This window comes from Thioclava sediminum (assembly GCF_002020355.1).
GTDB lineage: Bacteria > Pseudomonadota > Alphaproteobacteria > Rhodobacterales > Rhodobacteraceae > Thioclava > Thioclava sediminum.
The window spans coordinates 870824-888655 of the sequence record NZ_MPZV01000002.1; the positions used below are offsets into that span (position 1 = coordinate 870824).

Consider the following 17832-nt stretch of genomic DNA (forward strand, 5'->3'; position numbering starts at 1 on the left):
TGCCTAACATGGGGCGTGAGGGGCGTCACTCAAAGAGTGTGGCACGGATGAGTGGTGTCGAGCCCTGCGCTTGCGCTTCGGGCGTTCGCCGGGGCGTCCTTCCACTGGAAGGCCGCCGACCCCGGCTCACCCCCCGAGATATTTTTACCAAGAGGAAGCTCAGAGCGGCTTTTCCATATCGCGATGCGGGATGCCCGCGTCGTCGTAATCCGCGCCGTAGGGCACGAAGCCGAGCTTCTCGTAGAACGGGATCGCGTAGCTCTGGGCCGAGAGATAGGCACGGGTGCAGCCCATCTCCTCGAACCGTTCGCAGGCGTCGCGCACCAGCGCCGCGCCAAGCCCGGTGCCACGCGCGGATTTCGCGACGCAGATGCGACCGATCTTGCCGGTCTCACCCTTGCGGAAAAGCCGTGCGGTGCCGAGCGGCGTACCATCCTCGCTGGCAAGCAGATGGACCGCCTGATCGTCGAGATCGTCCCATTCCTCGGGCTCGGGGATGCCCTGTTCTTCGATGAACACGGCCCGGCGCAGCGCGTGGCAGGGGGTGTAATCAGTGACCGGCTCGATCTTGATCATGCGAAATAGTCTCTCAATATGCGGGCATAGACGCGCGTGAGGGCTTCGATCTGATCGAGGGGCACGCGCTCGTCCACCTGATGCATCGTCGCGCCGACGAGGCCGAATTCCACGACCGGGCAGTGATCCTTCACGAAGCGCGCATCCGAGGTGCCGCCCGAGGTGGACAGCTCCGGCGCGCGGCCCGTTTCCGCCTCGACCGATTTCGCGACGAGATCGACGAAGGGACCGGGCGGGGTGACGAAGCTTTCGCCCGAGATATCGGGGTTGAGCGCGATACGGATGCCGGTCTCGGCGGCGATCTCGGAGGCCATCGCCTCGGCCCAGGCGATCAGCCCCTCGCCGGTATGGGCGTCGTTGAAGCGGATATTCACGGTCGCGCGCGCCTTGGCCGGGATCACGTTATTGGCAGGGTTACCGCAATCGATGGTGGTGATCTGCAGGCTCGACGGCTGGAAATGATCGGTGCCGTGATCGAGCGGCTCTGCGGTCATCCGGCCCAGCAGATCGACCAACGCATGCAGCGGGTTCTTCGCGCGATGCGGATAGGCGGCATGGCCCTGCACGCCCTCGGCCTCGATATAGAAGCTGAGCGAGCCACGCCGCCCGATCTTCATCATCTCGCCCATCTCATTGGGGCAGGTCGGCTCGCCCACGAGGCAGACCGACATCGCCTCGCCCTCGGCCTTCATCCAATCCAGAAGCGCCCGCGTCCCGTCGCGGCCCGGCCCTTCCTCGTCGCCGGTGATGGCGAGGATCACCGCACCGTCGGGCGGCGTCTCGGTCACGAAATCCACCGCTGCCGCGGCGAAGGCCGCCACGGCGGTTTTCATATCGGTCGCGCCGCGCCCCCACATCACGCCGTCGACGATCTCGGCGCCGAAGGGATCACGCGTCCAAGCGGCGGCATCGCCCACCGGCACGACATCCGTGTGTCCGTTGAAGCCGAAGCTTTTCGCCGCCCCCTTCGCGCCCCAGCGCGCGTAGAGGTTCGGCGTCCCGTTGCGATCGACGCGCGTGCAGGTGAAGCCTGCCCCGCTCAGCAGGCCCTCCAGCAAGACCAGCGCGCCGCCCTCCTCCGGGGTCACCGAGGGGCAGCGGATCAGATCGGCGCTCAGGCGGATGGGATCGGTCGTCATAGGCACTCCTTTTCAGCGCTACAGGCTTAGAGCGCCGAAGCCTTCGGGGCAATGGCTGTTGCAGGCTCGACACCGGGCGCAAGTGACGCAGAGACAGGGACTACCCAAAGGCAGGTCGCGGTGTCATGATATGTCAAAAGCAAAAGCCCGGAATCGGGCATATCGAGCAGGGCAAAGCCCGGATCCAGACGCAACAGACCCACGCGCGGCCCATTCAGGCGGCGTGCGTTTTCCGTGTCGGCTTCCCCGGGCGCGGAGACAGGCATGGGATCAAAGCAACATTCGGAGCGTCGCGGATGAGGGCGCAACAGGGCTGGATCGGTGCGCAGATCGCACATCGCGGCGCGGTGAGGTTCGACGAGCGCAGATTGCCGGAGCTGCTCGCACGCGGCAGCCTGATGCTGGAATTCACCCTGATGCGCGGCGAGCAATCGCCCCTGCCGCTGATCCATCTGCATCAGCGCGAAGGCTGGCGGAATTTCCTCTCGCTCAATCTCGATGTCGACGGGCGCATCGTGCTGGCGCAGCGGCGCGGCTCGGCGGTCCATGCGATCTCTATCGACGCCACGCAGGAGCGGCTGACCGGTGGGCGAATGCGGCTCACATGGCGCTGGGACGGGCCGGGGCGCGAGAGCCTGCTGACGCTGGAGGCGCTCGACCAGCGCACGATCCGGCAGCAGGCGGGTATGGCGCCACTCCCGCTGACGCGCGACGAGGCCTCCGCCCTGCTCGATCCGGCGGGGCCCGCGCGGATCGGGCCGCGCGTCGATTGGCTGGCGCTTGGCGATCATCTGCAACCGATGGGACCGGCGGGCTGTTTCGCCCCCGCGACCCCGCTCCAGACGCCGGAGGGCATGGTGCCTGCCGCGCGGCTGCGCGCGGGCGATCTGGTCGAGACCATCGATGCCGGACCGCAGCCGGTGCTCTGGTCGGGGCGGATCAGCCTGCCTGCGATCGGGCACCTGCGTCCGGTGAAACTCTGTGCGCCGGTCTTCTCGGCGCGGCAGGATCTGTGGGTCATGCCGCAGCACCGCGTGGCCCTGAGCGGGCCGTCGGTGGATTTCATCTTCGGCGAGGACGAGGTGCTGATCGAGGCGCGCTCGCTGGCAGATGGCTGCGCCGCGCTTCAACCTGATTGCCCCGGCGTGCTGGAATGGCACGGGCTGCTGCTGGGCGGACATCACCTTCTGATGGCGGATGGCTGCAAGCTGGAGAGCCTGCATATCGGGCGGCTCGCCCGGCAACCGCTTCTGGCGGCGACCACGGCCTTTGCGGGGCTTGTGCGCGAGGGCGGGGTGCCGCTCCATCGCAAGCCGGTGCGCAAGATCGTCTCGGGCTATGAGGCGAAGACGCTGGCCTCCGCCCGCCGTCAGGGGCTGCGCCCCTTCGTGGCTTAACCCATCAGCGCACGGCGCAGCAGGTTCAGCCCGGCCACGCCCAGCAGGATCAGTGTCCACCACCGGAATCGCACGGGATCGAGCCGGTCCTGCGCCTTGAAGCCCAGCCTCATCCCTGCCAGCGCGGGCAGGATCATCAAAAGCGACAGCGGGATCGTCTGCGCGTTCAGCACGCCCGAGACCAGATGCGAGCCGGTCAGGATGATCGCGCCGGTCAGGAAGACGACGCCAAGGATGCGCACGGCCTCCTGTTTCGGCGCGTCGATCGAGATCAGGTAAATAATCAGCGGCGGCCCCCAGATCCCGGAAATCCCGCCATAGAGCCCCGCGACGATGCCCAGCCCCGTCTCTGTCACCGCCCGGTGGCGGGTCGGCATCGGAATCTGCCGCCCCGAGATCTGCCAGATCGAGAAGGCGACGATCGGCCCGCCCAAAAGCGCGTACATCACCGGCTGCGGGATCACGTCGACGAGGGTCGCGCTGATCGGGATGAAGACGATGATCATTGCGATGAACAGCCGGTAATTCTTGATCGAACCCACCGCCGCGCCGACCCCTTGACGGAAGGCCTGCATCACGTTGGTCACCAGCGTCGGCAGGATCAGAAGCGCCAGCGCCTGATGCGGCGGCAGGAAGGACGCGAAGCTCGAGAGCATGATCATCGGCATCGCGAAACCGACCGCGCCTTTCACGAAACCTGCGAAAAGCGTGACGCCAAGCGCCGCGAATATTTGCCAAACTTCCATCCCGAACATGCGCGTTCCCCTTTCCTGTCCCGCGTCGCTTCTACCGGGTTACGCGGCGGGATACAGCCGTGAAGCGACGTGAAATCAGGCGCATACCCGACCACGCCGACAACCGCCGCGACATTATCCGTCGCAATTGTCGCTACTGGCGAATTTTTATTGCGCTGCGGTTGCGAAGTAACTAGACAGGCTGCAACTGCAGAATAAGGAGCCGACTCATGGCACATGACGGGGCCGATATGCCGACGACGATCATTCTGGACGACCTGATGGGCCTTGCTGAGGCGAGTCTGCCCGAACTGGAGACGCTGGTCTCCGACGCGACCGCGAGCCTGCGCGCCGCGACCGAGAAAGACGGCCGCATTTCCGGCGCCGCTCTCGAGGCGAACCAATATCGCGCCCACGGTCTTGCCTGGCTGACCACCTATCAGCAGTCGCTCAAGCAACTGCACGGCTGGGCCGCACGTCTGGCCGAGGACGGCAAGCTGGGCGAGATGGAGAAGCTGATCGTGCAGATCGGCTTCGGCGAATACCTCGCGCAGATCGCGGGCGGCATCCAGATGAACCAGGGCGAGATGGTGCGCCTGGCCGATATGGGCGTCAGCTGGACCCCGTCCGAGGCCGCCGCGAAGCTGATCGCCGAGGGCAATTCCAACGCCGCCCGGATGCGTCTGGTCGAGCTGATGCGCGACGTTCAGGGCCGCTCGATCTTCGGCAATTCGGGTCTCGACGAAGACCTCGAAATGATCCGCGAGCAGTTCTACCGCTATGCCGAAGACCGCGTGAAGCCGAACGCGCATGAATGGCACCTCAAGGACGAGCTGATCCCGATGGAGATCATCGAAGAGCTCGCCGAACTGGGAGTCTTCGGCCTGACCATTCCGGAAGAATATGGCGGGCTGGGCCTGTCGAAAGCTTCGATGGTCGTCGTGACCGAGGAGCTTTCGCGCGGCTATATCGGTGTGGGCTCCCTGGGCACCCGGTCCGAGATCGCGGCCGAGCTGATCATCTGCGGCGGCACAGAGGAGCAGAAGCAGAAATGGCTTCCGGGCCTGTCGTCGGGTGAGATCCTGTCGACCGCCGTGTTCACCGAACCCAATACCGGCTCGGATCTGGGCTCGCTTCGCACCCGCGCCGTCAAGGATGGCGACGACTGGCTGGTGACCGGCAACAAGACGTGGATCACCCATGCGCAGCGCACCCATGTGATGACGCTGCTGGCACGCACCGATCCCGCGACCGACAATTACAAGGGTCTGTCAATGTTCCTGGCCGAGAAGACGCCGGGCACCGATGATAACCCCTTCCCCACCGAGGGCATGACCGGCGGCGAGATCGAAGTGCTCGGCTATCGCGGCATGAAGGAATACGAGCTCGGCTTCGACAATTTCCGCGTGAAGGGCGAGAACCTTCTGGGTGGCGAAGAGGGCAAGGGCTTCAAGCAGCTCATGGAGACGTTCGAATCCGCCCGCATCCAGACCGCCGCCCGCGCCGTGGGCGTGGCGCAATCGGCGCTGGAGATCGGGATGCAATACGCGATCGACCGCAAGCAATTCGGCAAGTCTCTGATCGAATTCCCGCGCGTGTCGTCGAAGCTCGCGATGATGGCGGTGGAGACGATGATCGCGCGCCAGCTGACCTATTTCTCGGCCTGGGAAAAGGATCACGGCCATCGCTGCGATCTGGAAGCCGGCATGGCGAAACTGCTGGGTGCGCGGGTGGCGTGGGCCGCTGCGGATAACGCGCTGCAGATCCATGGCGGCAACGGCTTCGCGCTGGAATATCAGATCAGCCGCATCCTCTGCGATGCGCGTATCCTGAACATCTTCGAGGGTGCCGCCGAGATTCAGGCGCAGGTGATCGCGCGCAGACTGCTTGGGTGAGCCAGCGCAACTCTATCCAACGGGGCGATGCGAGCGAACCTCGCATCGCCCCGTTCTGATTTGACACCCGCCCAACGCCCCCGCAAGCTGAACCAAAGGGTTCACAGCAGGGAGGCGCGCATGGCTCGTACAATTCTGGTCACCGGCATCACCGGTTTCATCGCCAAACGCATCGCCTATGACCTGCTCGCGCAGGGCGAAAAGGTGCGCGGCACGTTGCGCAAAGCGAGCCGGGGCGAAGAGGTAAAGGCCGCCTTGAGCGACCTCGGCCCCGAAGCGCTGGAACGGCTGAGCTTCGTCGAGGCCGATCTGATGGCGGATAAGGGCTGGAACGCGGCAATGGCGGGGGTCGACGCCGTGATCCACACCGCCTCCCCCTTCCCGCTCAGCAAGCCAAAGAACGAGGCAGAGGTGATCCAGCCTGCGGTCGAGGGCACCAAGCGGGTGCTGGCTGCGGCGCAGGCCGCCGGAGTGACGCGCGTGATCCAGACCTCCTCGATGGAAGCGGTGATGCATGGCGTGACCTCCGACCCAATGACCGAGCGCGACTGGTCGAACCCGCGCGCGCCGACCTGTAGCCCCTATACGCGCTCGAAGATTTTCGCCGAGGAAGCGGCGTGGGAATTCATCGAAGATCATCACGAGATGCGGCTGACCGTGATCAATCCCGGCCTCGTCTGCGGCACGCCGATGGATCGTCATACCGGCTCGTCCGTCGCGGTGATCGAGCGGCTGATGGCGGGCAAGGACCCGATGGCGCCGGAATTCGATATTCCGATCGTCGATGTCGCCGATGTGTCCGCCTGTCATGTCGCGGCGCTCGACCGAACCGAGAGCATCGGTCGCCGCTATGTCTGCGCGGAAAGCTTCATGTCCTTCCTCGAGATGGCGAAGGTGCTGAAGGCCGAGTTCCCCGACCGCAAGATCCCGACGCGGAAGGCACCGAACTGGATCGTCTCCATCCTCGCGCTGTTCGACGAACAAATCGCGCTGATCAAGCCGATGCTCGGGATGAAGATGCGCCTGAGCCACGAGGCCGCGACCCGCGATCTTGGGGTCGAGTTCGTACCCGCCGCCGAGGCCATCCGCCGCACCGGACATTTCATTGCGCAGAAATAGCGTTGCGCTCGTCCGGTTTCGCGGCCAAATCTGGCGCGACGAACTGGAGGGGCGCAGATGATCCGCGACGCAAGACCGCAAGACGCAGAGGCGATCACCGAGATTTACAATGACGCGGTGCGCAACACGACCGCGATCTGGAACGAGATCGAGGTCGGCCCCGAGAACCGCCGCGCCTATATCGCGGATCGGCAGGCGGCGGGCTATCCGGTGCTGGTCTGGGAGGAAGACGGGCGCGCCGTGGGCTATGCGAGCTTCGGCCCGTTCCGCCCCCATGACGGCTATCACCTGAGCGTCGAGCATTCCGTCTATGTCCACCGCGACCACCGCGCGGGCGGCAAGGGCGCGAAGCTGATGGAAGCGCTGATCGCGCGTGCCAAAGAGGGCGGATTTCACGTCATGGTCGGCGCGATCGACGCTGCGAATGAGGGCTCGATCCGGCTGCATGAGCGGCTGGGCTTCACGCAGGTGGGCTTGATGCCGCAGGTGGGCAAGAAGTTCGGGCGCTGGCTGGATCTGGCGCTGCTGACGCTGTTGCTGGACGATCGCGAGCGGCCTTGAGCACCACGGCGGGTTTCCAACTATAGCACGGGGCGACTAGCCCCGGGCCGCGCCCGACCCTCCCCCCGGGAGGGCGCATTGGCGAAGACAGTAAAGGCACGACCGACCTACGGGCTTGCGAGATAAAGCGCCCAGCCACGAGCCGAACAAAGCGCCCACCCGAGGCTCGGGCGCGTCCCTCCGTCAGCGCGCACTTCGCCCCAGCAAATCCACGAAACGCTGCCGCGCCTCGGGCAAGGGGCGATCCCCCAGATCGGGCGCCATCCGTTCGCCAAGGAAAAACCCGGTCAGCCGCAGCCCCTGCACGATCTCGCCAAGGCTCGCGGGCCCCTGCCCCAACAGGCACAGCGGCAGCGGCAACAGTCTCGGCGCCCATTCCCCGGCCCCTTGCCGGCTGACGGCACGGCCCGAGCGCGGGCTGACATAGGCCAGATCGTCGCGCGATCCGGTCACCGCGCAGCGCGACAGGTCGAGCCCGTAGCCCATCTCTTCCAGCAGCCCCAACTCCCAGCGCAGATAGGTCGGCACCCAGTCGCCGCCCTCGGCCATCGCGTCGAACAGCGCCTCGGAGGCCATGAACAACGCGTCATGCGACTCACGTTCGGGTAGCGTGAACCGCAGAAGCGCCGTCACCGCATTCAGCCCGGCCAGCGCCTGCCGGTCCGACAGGATCACCGCGCGGCTCTGCAAAGGCTCGATCGTGTAGCTGCCGAGGTGATCTTCCAGCCGGGCGCGCCACGTCGCCGTGACCCGGTTTCCCGGCTGCAAGATCCCCGTCATCTTGCGCGACGCTCCACCGCGCACGACGCCCGCATGTCGCCCATGCGCCGAGGTGAACAGCTCGACGATCATCGAGCTTTCGCCATGCGGTCGTGCCGAGAGGATCGTGCCGAGGTCTTGCCAGTCCATGCGAGGGACTATCCTTTCCGTGACGTTGCGGCGCAAGCGGCTTCGTGAATTGCGCAGACGTCGCGCGCCGCACTAGCTTCACACCCATGAAACGCGCCTCGATCCTTTTCGCCGCCCTGATCGCCCTCGTCGAGTTGGCGGCGTTCGGCGCGAGCTTCGTCAACAACATGGCCGAGCATCCCCACGCCGCCGTGCCGCTGGGTATCCTGTGGCTGATGTTTCGCTATTTCACGATCTGGACGAATACGCTGGTGGGGCTCGCCTTCGGCTGGATGGCATGGCGCAAACGGGCACTGGCGAAGCCGTTCCTCGCGGCGCTGGTGCTGTGGATTCTGATCGTCGGCGTGGTCTACCACCTGCTGCTGGCCGGCGACGCGCCGCTGCACGGGCTCGATTACGTCTCGAACCTGCTCTACCACACCGCAGCCCCGATCCTCGTGCCGGTCTGGTGGCTGGCCTTCGCGCCGAAAGGCGGGCTGACGAGCCATCACGCCGCGATCTGGCTATCCTGGCCGCTGGTCTATCTGGTCTATGCGGTGATCCGGGGGCTGGAGACCGGGTTCTATCCGTATTTCTTCCTCAACCTCGACAAGCTCGGCTGGGGCGGGCTGGGCCTGTGGTGCGTGAAATTCCTCGTGGCCTTCTGGATCGGCGGGCTGGTGATCGTGACCTTGGGCCGCGGGCTCAACCGGCTCGGGATCAGCCGCTGAGGCCGTCCTCGTCCAGCATCGTGCGCCCCTCGCGACTTTCGATTTCGATCACCCAAAGGTCCGGGTCGAAGCCGCGTTGCTTGCGGATGCTGGCATCGACCTCGGCCTCGGGCCCGTCATGCAACAGCATCCACGCGCTTTTGCCGGTCATCAGATCGGCACGCCGCTCGTAGCTTTGCGCGGTCCCGTCGAGCCGCGCGCATTTCACCAGCACGGCCCCCGAGGACGCCTGCCCATGCGCGGTGACATAGGCCGGGATATTCGCCAGCTCCAGCCGCTTGAGATAGGCGCGGACCCAGAAATCCGTGGTCAGACGCCCCTCGCTCATCACTTCGAGTCCTTGAAGTCGAGACCCATCTCGGAATAGCGCTCGGCCTCTTCGAGCCAGTTCGGGCGCACCTTCACCTGCAGGAACAGATGCACGGGTCGGTCGAGAAACTCGATCAGCTCCTCGCGGGCGGCCTTGGAGATCGCCTTTATCGTCTCGCCGCCCTTGCCGAGGATGATCCCCTTGTGACCGTCACGCGCGACATAGATCACCTGATCGATCCGCGCGGAGCCGTCCTTGCGCTCTTCCCAGCTCTCGGTCTCGACGGTCAGCTGGTAGGGCAGTTCTTCGTGCAGACGCAGGGTCAGCTTCTCGCGGGTGATCTCGGCGGCGATCATGCGCATCGGCAGATCGGCGATCTGGTCTTCGGGATAAAGCCACGGCCCCTCGGGCATCTCACCCGCAAGCCATTCCTTGAGATCCTGCACACCGTAGCCACGCTCGGCGGAGATCATGAAGGTCTTGGTGAACTGGTACGCCTCGTTGAGCTTCGCGGTCAGGCCCAGAAGCTCCTCGGATTTCACCTTGTCGATCTTGTTGATCGCAAGCGCCACCGGCTGCGTGCCTTCGCGACCGCGCAGGGCTTCGAGGATGCTTTCGACGCCGGGCGTGAGGCCGCGATGGGCTTCGACCAGCAGAACGATCATGTCGGCATCGGCCGCCCCGCCCCAAGCCGCGTTGACCATCGCGCGGTCCAGACGACGCCGCGGGCGGAAGATGCCGGGCGTATCGACGAAGACGATCTGGCTCTGGCCTTCCATCGCGACGCCACGGATGCGGGCACGGGTGGTCTGCACCTTATGGGTGACGATCGAGACCTTCGCGCCCACCATCGCGTTGAGCAGCGTGGATTTGCCCGCGTTGGGCTCTCCGATCAGAGCGACGAAACCGGCGCGTGTGGTCATGGGTGTTCCTTTTTGGCGATACGCGAAAGCGATACGGGGCGCGGGGTAGCTTATAACGGCGCGCGTTGCCAGTCATCTTGTCATGTGGCGGAGGGAAGCGGTTGACCGCCGGGTGGGCGGAATACCTTTGTGGTCTGCGCTTAACCGGGCAAAATCCGCAAGAGCTGTCCGCGCGCGATGGTGTCGAAAGCGCCCGCCCGAGGGGGCGGTCGGGCGCTGCCCGGGCCGCTTCGCGGCTGATCCGGGCCTTGGCTCAGCCCTCGGCGCCGTCTTCCAAGCGCTTCAGCAGCGACTTCGCCGCCGTCATCTCGCCTTGACGCTTCGATCCGGCCTTCGCCGTTTCGCGCGCGCCGTTTTCCAGACGTACCTCGATGGTGAAATTGGGGGCGTGATCGGGACCGTCGCGATGGATGATCTCGTAGCGCGGTGGCGGCAGGCCGCGTGCCTGCGCCCATTCCTGCAGCGCGGTTTTCGGGTCGCGGGCGTCTTCCTCGACACTGTCGAGCCGATCTTCCCAAAGCCGCAGGATCAGTACCTTCGCCGCGTCGAACCCGCCATCGAGATAGACCGCGGCGATCACCGCCTCCATCGCGTCGCCCAGCAACGCCAGCTTGCGCCGCCCGCCGGTCATCATCTCGGACCGGCCGAGCTTGAGCACCGCACCGAGGTCGATCTTGCGGGCGATATCGGCGCAGGCTTCCTTGCGCACGAGCGCGTTGAAGCGCGGCGCCATCTGCCCCTCGGAAGCGGCACGATCGCCCAGGAACAGCGCCTCGGCCATCACGAGGCCCAAAACGCGGTCGCCCAGAAATTCCAGCCGCTGGTTGTCGGGCCGGGTCGGCGTGGAGATCGAGCTATGCGTCAGCGCGCGCGCGAGCAGCTCGGGCCGTTTGAACTTGTGCCCGAGGCGCTGCTCGAATGCCTTGATCTCCGCGCTTAGCTTCAATTGATCGCCTTGAAGAACCGATCCGGACGCCAGGTCCAGAAGTAGAACAGCGAGCGACCCGCCGAGGAGAACATCACCCGGTCGGCCCGGCCGATCAGGTTCTCTTTCGGAACGAAGCCGAGACCGCCCACCGATTGCGGGAAGCGGCTGTCCTCGGAGTTGTCGCGGTTGTCGCCCATGAAGAAATACATGCCCTCGGGCACGGTGTAGACGGGCGTGTTGTCCACGGGGCCGTCATTGTTGATCTGCAGAATGTCATGCGTGACGCCATTGGGCAGCGTCTCGGCATAGCGCTTCTTGATGCAGGTATCGCCCATGCCGACCGGCGAGTTCGAGCAGCGCGGCAACAGCCCCTGCGGGCCCTGCGGCTGCATGACTTCCTCGAAATCGGGCTCGGGCTTCATCTCGACGGCCTTGCCGTTGATCTGCAACACGCCGTTGATCATCTGGATCTTGTCGCCCGGCAGGCCGATCAGACGCTTGATGAAATCGACGTTCTTGGTCGGGTGACGGAACACCACCACATCGCCGCGCTCGGGGTCGCTGGCCAGCAGGCGCCCGTCGAAGGGGCAGGCCGAGAACGGGCAGGAGTAACGCGAATAGCCATAGGCCATCTTGTTCACGAAGAGGAAGTCGCCGATCAGCAGCGTGTCCTTCATCGAGCCGGAGGGAATCCAGAAGGGCTGGAAGAACAGCGTGCGGAACACCCCCGCGATCACCAGTGCCCAGACAATCGTCTTGATCGTGTCGAGGATACCGCCCTCGGCCTTGTTCTTCGCCATTATCTCTTACCCTGCCTCAAAATTCCTTGGCCTCAATACGCGGCCTCGCGCCCGAGTCAAGAAAGCTTGCGGGCCTCGATCACGACGAAGGCCTGCGCCCAGGGGTGGTCATCGGTCAGCGTCACATGGATGACGGCCTCGTAACCCTCTGGTGTCATTTCCTTAAGCCGGTCCGCCGCCCAGCCCGTGACCTGCATCACCGGCTGTCCCGTTGGCAGATTCGTGACCGCCATATCCTTCCATGCGATGCCCATGCGCAACCCGGTCCCAAGCGCTTTGGAACAGGCCTCTTTCGCCGCCCAGCGCTTGGCATAGGTGCCCGCCACATCCTTCCGACGCTCGGCCTTGCGCTGCTCGGTCTCGGTGAAGACCCGATTGCGGAAGCGGTCGCCAAAGCGTTCGAGCGTGCGCTCGATCCGCTCGATATTCGCGAGATCGGTGCCGATGCCGAGGATCATGGGGCGACCTCGGTGGCGATTACGCCGGTCGCCTGATTGAGCGTCATGTGCAACTGATGCGACATTGGGTCACCCGTGCCGTCATAGGTGGAAACCGGCAGCATGAGGCTCAACCCGGTCGCGGGATCGTAGCTGGCCGAGAGCGCCGCGAAATCGACCCCGCCGAAGCCGGTGTCCTTTGCAGCCGAGATGACCCGGCATTGCCGCCCGCCGACCTCGTCAAAGGGGGGCGACAGGACGAGAATATGGAACGCCGCCGCAGCCGGCTCGATCGTGTCCATCAGCGCCAGCCGCACCGCGCCATTGGCGAAAGTCGCGGTATTTTCCGACCAAGGCTCGACGATATTGTCGGCGCGCGCAGCGAAATCGCAGGACCCGACATAGGCCGGACCTGCCTGCGCCGCGCAAGCCGCGCCCAGCAACGCGCCGGTCAGCATGACGCCGCGCAGCTTCATCCGCGCGCCGCATCCATCAGCTTGCGCATATGCACGATCGCGGGACCGAGCCCCACGAAGATCGCCTCTGAGATCAGGAAATGGCCGATGTTCAACTCACGGATCTGCTTCATCTCGGCGATCGGCTCGACCGTCTCATAGGTCAGACCGTGGCCCGCGTGCACCTCCAGACCGAGGCTGTCGGCATAGGCGGCCCCTGCTTTCAGCGCCTCCAGCTCGGCGTCGCGCGCGGCGAAATCGCCCGCGTAATGCATGTCGCAGAAATGGCCCGTATGCAGCTCGATCACCTGCGCGCCGATCTTGGCAGACGCCTCGATCTGTGCCGGATCATGGCCGATGAACATCGACACGCGGATGCCCGCCTCGACGAGCGGCCCCACGTAATCGGTCAGCCGCGACAGATCGCCCGCGACGTCGAGGCCGCCTTCGGTCGTCACCTCTTCGCGCTTTTCCGGCACGATGCAGCAGGCATGGGGCAGATGGCGCAGCGCGATCTCCTGCATCTCGGGCGTCGCGGCCATCTCGAAATTCAGCGGGATGTCGAGCCCGCCACGCAGCGCGTCGATATCGGCGTCGCGGATATGGCGGCGGTCTTCGCGCAGATGCGCGGTGATCCCGTCGGCGCCCGCCTGCTCGGCCAGACGCGCGGCGCGCAGCGGGTCAGGATAGGCCGCGCCGCGGGCATTCCGCACGGTGGCCACGTGATCGATATTCACACCAAGGCGCAAAGGTTTGGGCATCGGGCTCTCCGCAATAAGTCTCGCAGGAGTATGCCTGCGCGCGCAGGCGGGGAAAAGACCTGCGATTGTATCGGTTTCAGAACGGGACCGGCGCGGTGAAGGTCATATGCATGCCGCCATCTGGATGGCGAAAGCGCAGGGTTTCGGCATGGAGCATCAGGCGCTCGAACGCCTGCGCCGGGCCTTCGGCATACAGCGGATCGCCGAGGATCGGATGGCCAAGCTCCGCCATATGCACCCGCAGCTGGTGGCTACGCCCAGTGATCGGCATCAGCCGCACCCGCGTCGTGCCGTCCTCATGGCGCATCACCCGCCAATCGGTCTGAGCGGGGCGGCCGTTCTCGTGATCGACATGCTGGCGCGGACGGTTCGGCCAGTCGACACACAGCGGCAGATCGACCCGGCCTTCCTTCTCGGCCAGTTCCCCCCAGAGCCGCGCCTGATAGGCTTTCTTCGTCTGGCGTTTCTCGAATTGCAGGCCAAGATGGCGCTGCGCATGGGGCGTCAGCGCGAAGACCATCACGCCAGACGTATCGGTATCGAGCCGGTGGACCAGCAGCACCTCGGGGTAAATCCCCCGCAGCCGCGCAATCAGGCAATCCGCCTTGTCCGGCCCTTTGCCCGGCACGGACAGCAACCCCGCCTGTTTGTCGACCACGAGGATTTCGTGATCGGCATGAAGGATGCGCGGGGCCTCCTGTGGCGGGTCATAGACGTAACTCATGGGCTGCGAGATGCACTGCGCCGCCTGTCGGGTCAAGCCTCAGGGCGATTGCGGCGGCCCCGGCTCGATCTCGTAGTAATCGCCCTTATAGGCCACGAAGATGTGCTCCGCCATCGAAAGCCCCGTCGGCAGGTCGAGCGTGCCCGCCGCGATCGAGATGCGCCCCTCCCCGTCCAGCCGCCAGAACAGGGAGCTGCCGCAGAATTGGCAAAAGCCCCGCTCCGCCGTTTCCGAGGAACGATACCAGCGCAGACCGTCGCGGTTGATCAGCACAAGCTGATGGTCATCGATCTGCGACGAGGCCCAGATATGGCCGGAGGTTTTGCGGCATTGGCTGCAATGGCAGGCCAGCACGGGCCGCATCTCGCCCTCGACCTCGTAGCTGACCGCCCCGCAGAGGCACCCGCCGGTATGTTTCATGGCTTCCTCACAAATGTCCGAACACGTCTTTCAGAATCGCTTCCAGAGCCGCGGCATCCTCTTCGGTGAAGGCATCGGGCTGGTCGCTGTCGATATCGAGCACCGCGATGACACCGCGCTTTGCATGGACCGGGATCACCAGTTCCGAGCGGGTGGAACTTGCGCAGGCGATATGACCGGGGAAGGCCTCAACATCGGGCACCAGCTGCGTGCGCCCTTCGCGCGCCGCCGCCCCGCAGACCCCGCGCGAAAACGGGATCACGAGGCAACCATGCCCACCCTGATAGGGGCCGATCTTCAGCAGTTCCGGCTCGGTCACCCGGTAGAACCCGGTCCAGTCGAAGCGGTCATCCGCATGATGGATTTCGCAGGCGAGCGTCGCCATCAGCGCGACCTCGTCGGTTTCACCCTCGGTCAGCGCAGCGATGCGTTTTGCCAGATCGTCGTAATCCACACTCATACCCGTTCGATCGCGATGGCCGTGCCCTCGCCCCCACCGATACAGATCGCAGCCACGCCGCGCTTGAGATCGGCCTTTTCCAGCGCGTTGAGCAGCGTCACGATGATCCGCGCGCCCGACGCCCCGATCGGATGGCCAAGCGCACAGGCGCCGCCATTCACGTTCACCTTGTCATGCGAAATGCCCAGCTTGTGCATGAAGGCCATCGGCACGACCGCGAAGGCCTCGTTGACTTCCCACAGATCGACGTCATCGACCGTCCAGCCGAGCTTCTTCAGCAGCTTCTCCGCCGCCGGAACCGGCGCCGTCGGGAAATCGGCGGGCGCCTGCGCATGGCTCGCATGGCCCAGAATGCGGGCGCGGATCGGCAGGCCCTCGGCCTTCGCCGCAGCCTCCGAGGCCAGCACCAGCGCCGCCGCGCCGTCCGAGATCGAGGACGAATTCGCCGCCGTCACCGTGCCGTCCTTGCGGAAGGCGGGTTTGAGATGCGGGATCTTGTCGGGGCGCGCATTACCCGGCTGCTCGTCAATCGCGACCACGGTTTCGCCCTTGCGGGTCTTCACGGTCACCGGCGCGATCTCGTCGGCGAAGGCCCCGGATTTGTCCGCTGCAACGGCCCGGTTCAGCGACGCCACCGCGTATTCGTCCTGCGCCTCGCGGGTGAATTGGAACGCCTGCGCGCAATCCTCGGCAAAGGTGCCCATAAGACGCCCCTTGTCATAGGCATCCTCCAGCCCGTCGAGAAACATGTGATCGAGCGCCTGAGCGTGGCCCAACCGTGCCCCCGCGCGCATCTTCGGCAGCATGTAGGGCGCGTTGGTCATGCTCTCCATGCCGCCCGCGACCATCACCCCGGTCTGGCCGAGCGCGATCTGGTCATAGGCCACCATCGCCGCTTTCATGCCCGAGCCGCACATCTTGTTCAGCGTCGTCGCGGGCACCTCCTCGCCAAGGCCCGCCGCGAAGCCTGCCTGCCGCGCGGGCGCCTGCCCCTGACCTGCGGGCAGCACGCAGCCCATCAGAACTTCCTCGATCCGCGCAGGCGCAACGCCCGCACCTTCCATCGCCGCCTTGATGGCGGTCCCGCCCAGTTCCGACGCAGGCACACCTGCAAACACGCCCTGCATTCCGCCCATCGGCGTGCGCGAGGCTCCGACGATCACCACGTTTTCCATGATACCCTCCAAAATTCTGTCCCACGGATACCGAATGGTAAGCATTGCCGTCTAGCCTTCCCGTCAGATCAACCGTGGGAGTCGGATATGAACCTCACTGCCGAAGCGCTGGAAGGCGCGCTTGTCGTCCATCTGGCCGAAGCGCGGCTGGATGCTGCCATCGCGATCCGGTTCAAGGAAAGAATGCGCGATGTGACCGTGCAACCGGCGGCGCGGGTGCTGCTGGACCTCTCGAAGGTGGAATTTCTCGACAGTTCCGGGCTGGGCGCGGTGGTGGCGGTGATGAAATCGCTCGCGCCAAACCGCCAGCTCGAGCTTTGCGGGCTGACGCCGAATGTCGCAAAGGTTTTTCGCCTGACCCGGATGGATTCGGTGCTGCCGATCCACGCCAACCTCGAAGCCGCGCTGGGGGAGGGCCGGAAATATGCGTGAGCGTGTCAGACCGAAATCACCCCCCAGCACCCCGCGCCCAACCCCGCACCCGCAGCAGGCGGAAGTGCGGGTCTTCAACCTCAGCTTCGCGGCGACACCGATCGCGGTGCGTGACGCGCTGCGGGCTGCCGTGGCGCGTTTCATCCGTCTGATGACCGAGGAAGAGGCCGGGACGCTGGAATTGATTCTCGCAGAAATCCTCAACAACATCGTCGAGCATGGCTACGGCGATAGCGGCAAAGGCACGATCTCGCTCTCCATCGCGCGCGACGGTAAGGGGCTCACCTGCTCGGTCAGCGACGACGGGGCCGCGCTGCCTCCGGCCTGCCTCGATCTGGAAGACCGCGACCCGGAGCGGCCTGACCCGACCAGCCTGCCCGAAGGTGGTTTCGGCTGGTTCCTGATCCGCGATCTTGCGACTGATCTGGGATACCACCGCGAGCAGGGGCGCAATCTGCTCGCCTTCCGCATGCCGCTAGACCCGATCGAAATTCGACGGGCGGGATAGGGCCCCTGCCCGACCCGCAGCCTTGCACCGTGGGCGGCGCGGTTCAGTTCAGTTCAGTTGGAATTGCAGCTGATACGACCCGTTACCGAATTCGCCGAAGAGGTCCTCGAGATCGGGATGGCTCACCGGTTCGCCGGAGAAATCCGCAACGAGGTTCTGCTCGGACACATAGGCCACGTAATAGCTCTCGTCGTTCTCTGCGAGCAGGTGGTAATAGGGCTGATCCTTGGACGGGCGCGACTCCTCGGGGATTGCGTCATACCATTCCTGCGAGTTGGAGAAGATCGCATCGACATCGAACACCACCCCGCGGAACGGGTGGTTGCGATGTCGCACCACTTGGCCGATGTGATATTTCGCGTGCGTGGTATGCATATCTATCCTCATACCTTAATTCTAAATCGTGAAACCGCTCAGGTCCACGTTTTCGCCTCATTTCCGCCGGAAACAGATTGTCCG

23 protein-coding genes are annotated in these 17832 nt (G+C 65.1%); 7 read left to right on the forward strand and 16 right to left on the reverse strand.

The features are described from left to right. Positions 1-159: 159 nt before the first annotated feature. A complete protein-coding gene (locus BMI91_RS11510; protein WP_425274940.1) occupies positions 160-573 on the reverse strand; it encodes a GNAT family N-acetyltransferase in 414 nt (137 codons plus the stop codon). Beyond that, positions 573-1715 carry a succinyl-diaminopimelate desuccinylase gene (gene dapE / locus BMI91_RS11515; protein ID WP_078604992.1) on the reverse strand — a complete coding sequence of 381 codons (1143 nt, stop codon included), beginning with the start codon at positions 1713-1715 and terminating at the stop codon, positions 573-575. Before dapE ends, BMI91_RS11510 begins: the two co-directional genes overlap by 1 nt. A gap of 296 nt (positions 1716-2011) precedes the next feature. On the opposite strand from dapE, the gene BMI91_RS11520 reads away from it, so the two are divergent. Beyond that, entirely contained in the window at positions 2012-3112 is a 1101-nt protein-coding gene (locus tag BMI91_RS11520; protein ID WP_158522142.1) for a Hint domain-containing protein, read from the forward strand. Here the strand turns inward: BMI91_RS11520 and BMI91_RS11525 are convergent. Then, entirely contained in the window at positions 3109-3858 is a 750-nt protein-coding gene (locus tag BMI91_RS11525; protein WP_244176613.1) for a sulfite exporter TauE/SafE family protein, read from the reverse strand. The genes BMI91_RS11520 and BMI91_RS11525 overlap by 4 nt on opposite strands. A 218-nt stretch (positions 3859-4076) precedes the next feature. Between BMI91_RS11525 and BMI91_RS11530 the strand changes: the two genes are divergently transcribed. From BMI91_RS11530 to BMI91_RS11540, 3 genes are all read left to right on the forward strand, one after another. Further along, complete coding sequence (locus BMI91_RS11530; RefSeq protein WP_078604994.1) at positions 4077-5741, forward strand: acyl-CoA dehydrogenase family protein; 1665 nt, start codon at positions 4077-4079, stop codon at positions 5739-5741. Positions 5742-5861: 120 nt separating this feature from the next. Next, the gene (locus BMI91_RS11535; RefSeq protein ID WP_158522143.1) at positions 5862-6860 is read left to right on the forward strand and encodes an NAD-dependent epimerase/dehydratase family protein; all 999 of its coding nucleotides are present in this window, start codon (positions 5862-5864) and stop codon (positions 6858-6860) included. A gap of 57 nt (positions 6861-6917) precedes the next feature. Further along, on the forward strand, positions 6918-7421 hold the full coding sequence (locus tag BMI91_RS11540; protein ID WP_078521463.1) for a GNAT family N-acetyltransferase: 504 nt from the start codon (positions 6918-6920) through the stop codon (positions 7419-7421). A gap of 183 nt (positions 7422-7604) precedes the next feature. On the opposite strand, the gene recO is transcribed toward BMI91_RS11540, so the two are convergent. Continuing rightward, positions 7605-8330, reverse strand: a complete 726-nt coding sequence (gene recO / locus BMI91_RS11545) for a DNA repair protein RecO (RefSeq protein ID WP_078542549.1) — start codon at positions 8328-8330, stop codon at positions 7605-7607. An 86-nt stretch (positions 8331-8416) separates the two neighbouring features. Here recO and BMI91_RS11550 point away from each other — a divergent pair, with 86 nt between their 5' ends. Further along, the gene (locus tag BMI91_RS11550; RefSeq protein ID WP_078604996.1) at positions 8417-9040 is read left to right on the forward strand and encodes a Pr6Pr family membrane protein; all 624 of its coding nucleotides are present in this window, start codon (positions 8417-8419) and stop codon (positions 9038-9040) included. On the opposite strand, the gene BMI91_RS11555 is transcribed toward BMI91_RS11550, so the two are convergent. The 11 genes from BMI91_RS11555 to BMI91_RS11605 all read right to left on the reverse strand — a co-directional run bounded on the left by BMI91_RS11555 (position 9030) and on the right by BMI91_RS11605 (position 16433). Further along, on the reverse strand, positions 9030-9368 hold the full coding sequence (locus BMI91_RS11555; RefSeq protein ID WP_078604997.1) for a DUF1491 family protein: 339 nt from the start codon (positions 9366-9368) through the stop codon (positions 9030-9032). The two genes, BMI91_RS11550 and BMI91_RS11555, sit on opposite strands and share 11 nt — an antisense overlap. After that, positions 9368-10273, reverse strand: a complete 906-nt coding sequence (era, locus tag BMI91_RS11560) for a GTPase Era (RefSeq protein WP_078600868.1) — start codon at positions 10271-10273, stop codon at positions 9368-9370. The genes BMI91_RS11555 and era overlap by 1 nt, the downstream gene beginning before the upstream one ends. A gap of 253 nt (positions 10274-10526) precedes the next feature. Beyond that, positions 10527-11219, reverse strand: coding sequence for a ribonuclease III (rnc, locus tag BMI91_RS11565; RefSeq protein WP_078604998.1), 693 nt, complete (start codon positions 11217-11219; stop codon positions 10527-10529). Further along, positions 11216-12001 (reverse strand): signal peptidase I, encoded by a 786-nt coding sequence (lepB, locus tag BMI91_RS11570; RefSeq protein ID WP_093477024.1) that lies wholly within the window; start codon positions 11999-12001, stop codon positions 11216-11218. The genes rnc and lepB overlap by 4 nt, the downstream gene beginning before the upstream one ends. Positions 12002-12057: 56 nt before the next feature. Then, on the reverse strand, positions 12058-12459 hold the full coding sequence (acpS, locus tag BMI91_RS11575; protein WP_078542544.1) for a holo-ACP synthase: 402 nt from the start codon (positions 12457-12459) through the stop codon (positions 12058-12060). Further along, positions 12456-12914 (reverse strand): hypothetical protein, encoded by a 459-nt coding sequence (locus BMI91_RS20180; protein WP_078604999.1) that lies wholly within the window; start codon positions 12912-12914, stop codon positions 12456-12458. The genes acpS and BMI91_RS20180 overlap by 4 nt, the downstream gene beginning before the upstream one ends. Beyond that, a complete protein-coding gene (locus BMI91_RS11585; RefSeq protein ID WP_078600872.1) occupies positions 12911-13654 on the reverse strand; it encodes a pyridoxine 5'-phosphate synthase in 744 nt (247 codons plus the stop codon). The genes BMI91_RS20180 and BMI91_RS11585 overlap by 4 nt, the downstream gene beginning before the upstream one ends. Positions 13655-13730: 76 nt before the next feature. Next, positions 13731-14378, reverse strand: coding sequence for an RluA family pseudouridine synthase (locus tag BMI91_RS11590; protein WP_078542542.1), 648 nt, complete (start codon positions 14376-14378; stop codon positions 13731-13733). A 39-nt stretch (positions 14379-14417) separates the two neighbouring features. Beyond that, a complete protein-coding gene (locus tag BMI91_RS11595; RefSeq protein WP_078605000.1) occupies positions 14418-14798 on the reverse strand; it encodes a GFA family protein in 381 nt (126 codons plus the stop codon). A gap of 7 nt (positions 14799-14805) precedes the next feature. After that, positions 14806-15258 carry a GAF domain-containing protein gene (locus BMI91_RS11600; RefSeq protein ID WP_078605001.1) on the reverse strand — a complete coding sequence of 151 codons (453 nt, stop codon included), beginning with the start codon at positions 15256-15258 and terminating at the stop codon, positions 14806-14808. Further along, positions 15255-16433 carry a thiolase family protein gene (locus tag BMI91_RS11605; RefSeq protein ID WP_078605002.1) on the reverse strand — a complete coding sequence of 393 codons (1179 nt, stop codon included), beginning with the start codon at positions 16431-16433 and terminating at the stop codon, positions 15255-15257. The genes BMI91_RS11600 and BMI91_RS11605 overlap by 4 nt, the downstream gene beginning before the upstream one ends. An 87-nt stretch (positions 16434-16520) precedes the next feature. On the opposite strand from BMI91_RS11605, the gene BMI91_RS11610 reads away from it, so the two are divergent. Both BMI91_RS11610 and BMI91_RS11615 read left to right on the forward strand, forming a co-directional pair. Next, positions 16521-16865, forward strand: coding sequence for an STAS domain-containing protein (locus BMI91_RS11610; protein WP_078605003.1), 345 nt, complete (start codon positions 16521-16523; stop codon positions 16863-16865). A 64-nt stretch (positions 16866-16929) separates the two neighbouring features. Then, entirely contained in the window at positions 16930-17373 is a 444-nt protein-coding gene (locus BMI91_RS11615) for an ATP-binding protein (protein WP_158522144.1), read from the forward strand. Between the two features lie 48 nt (positions 17374-17421). On the opposite strand, the gene hspQ is transcribed toward BMI91_RS11615, so the two are convergent. Beyond that, positions 17422-17748 (reverse strand): heat shock protein HspQ, encoded by a 327-nt coding sequence (hspQ, locus tag BMI91_RS11620; protein WP_078542537.1) that lies wholly within the window; start codon positions 17746-17748, stop codon positions 17422-17424. Positions 17749-17832: the final 84 nt, after the last annotated feature.